At 71.0% G+C, this 269-nt stretch carries 1 protein-coding gene; it reads left to right on the plus strand.

Annotated elements, in window-relative coordinates; translation table 11 throughout:
• Positions 1–269: AMP-binding protein (locus IRZ56_RS23000; protein ID WP_196147035.1), on the plus strand; the 269-nt coding region annotated here is incomplete at both ends.

A 269-nucleotide genomic window follows, 5' to 3' on the forward strand; every position in this document is an offset into this window, starting at 1 on the left:
CCGAGCGCTTCGTGGCCGACCCGTTCAGCACGGGCGGGCGGCTGTACCGCACCGGTGACCTGGTGCGCCAGCGCGCCGACGGGGTGATCGACTACCTTGGGCGGGTGGACAACCAGGTGAAGATCCGTGGTTTCCGTATCGAGCTGGGCGAGATCGAGGCGCGCCTGCTGGAGCAGGCTGGGGTGCGAGAGGCGGTGGTGCTGGCCCGTCCGGGGCTGAGCGGTCAGCAACTGGTGGCGTATGTGGTGCCCAGCGAGGCGGGCGAGCCG

Source organism: Pseudomonas guariconensis (assembly GCF_015680235.1).
Taxonomy (GTDB): domain Bacteria; phylum Pseudomonadota; class Gammaproteobacteria; order Pseudomonadales; family Pseudomonadaceae; genus Aquipseudomonas; species Aquipseudomonas guariconensis_A.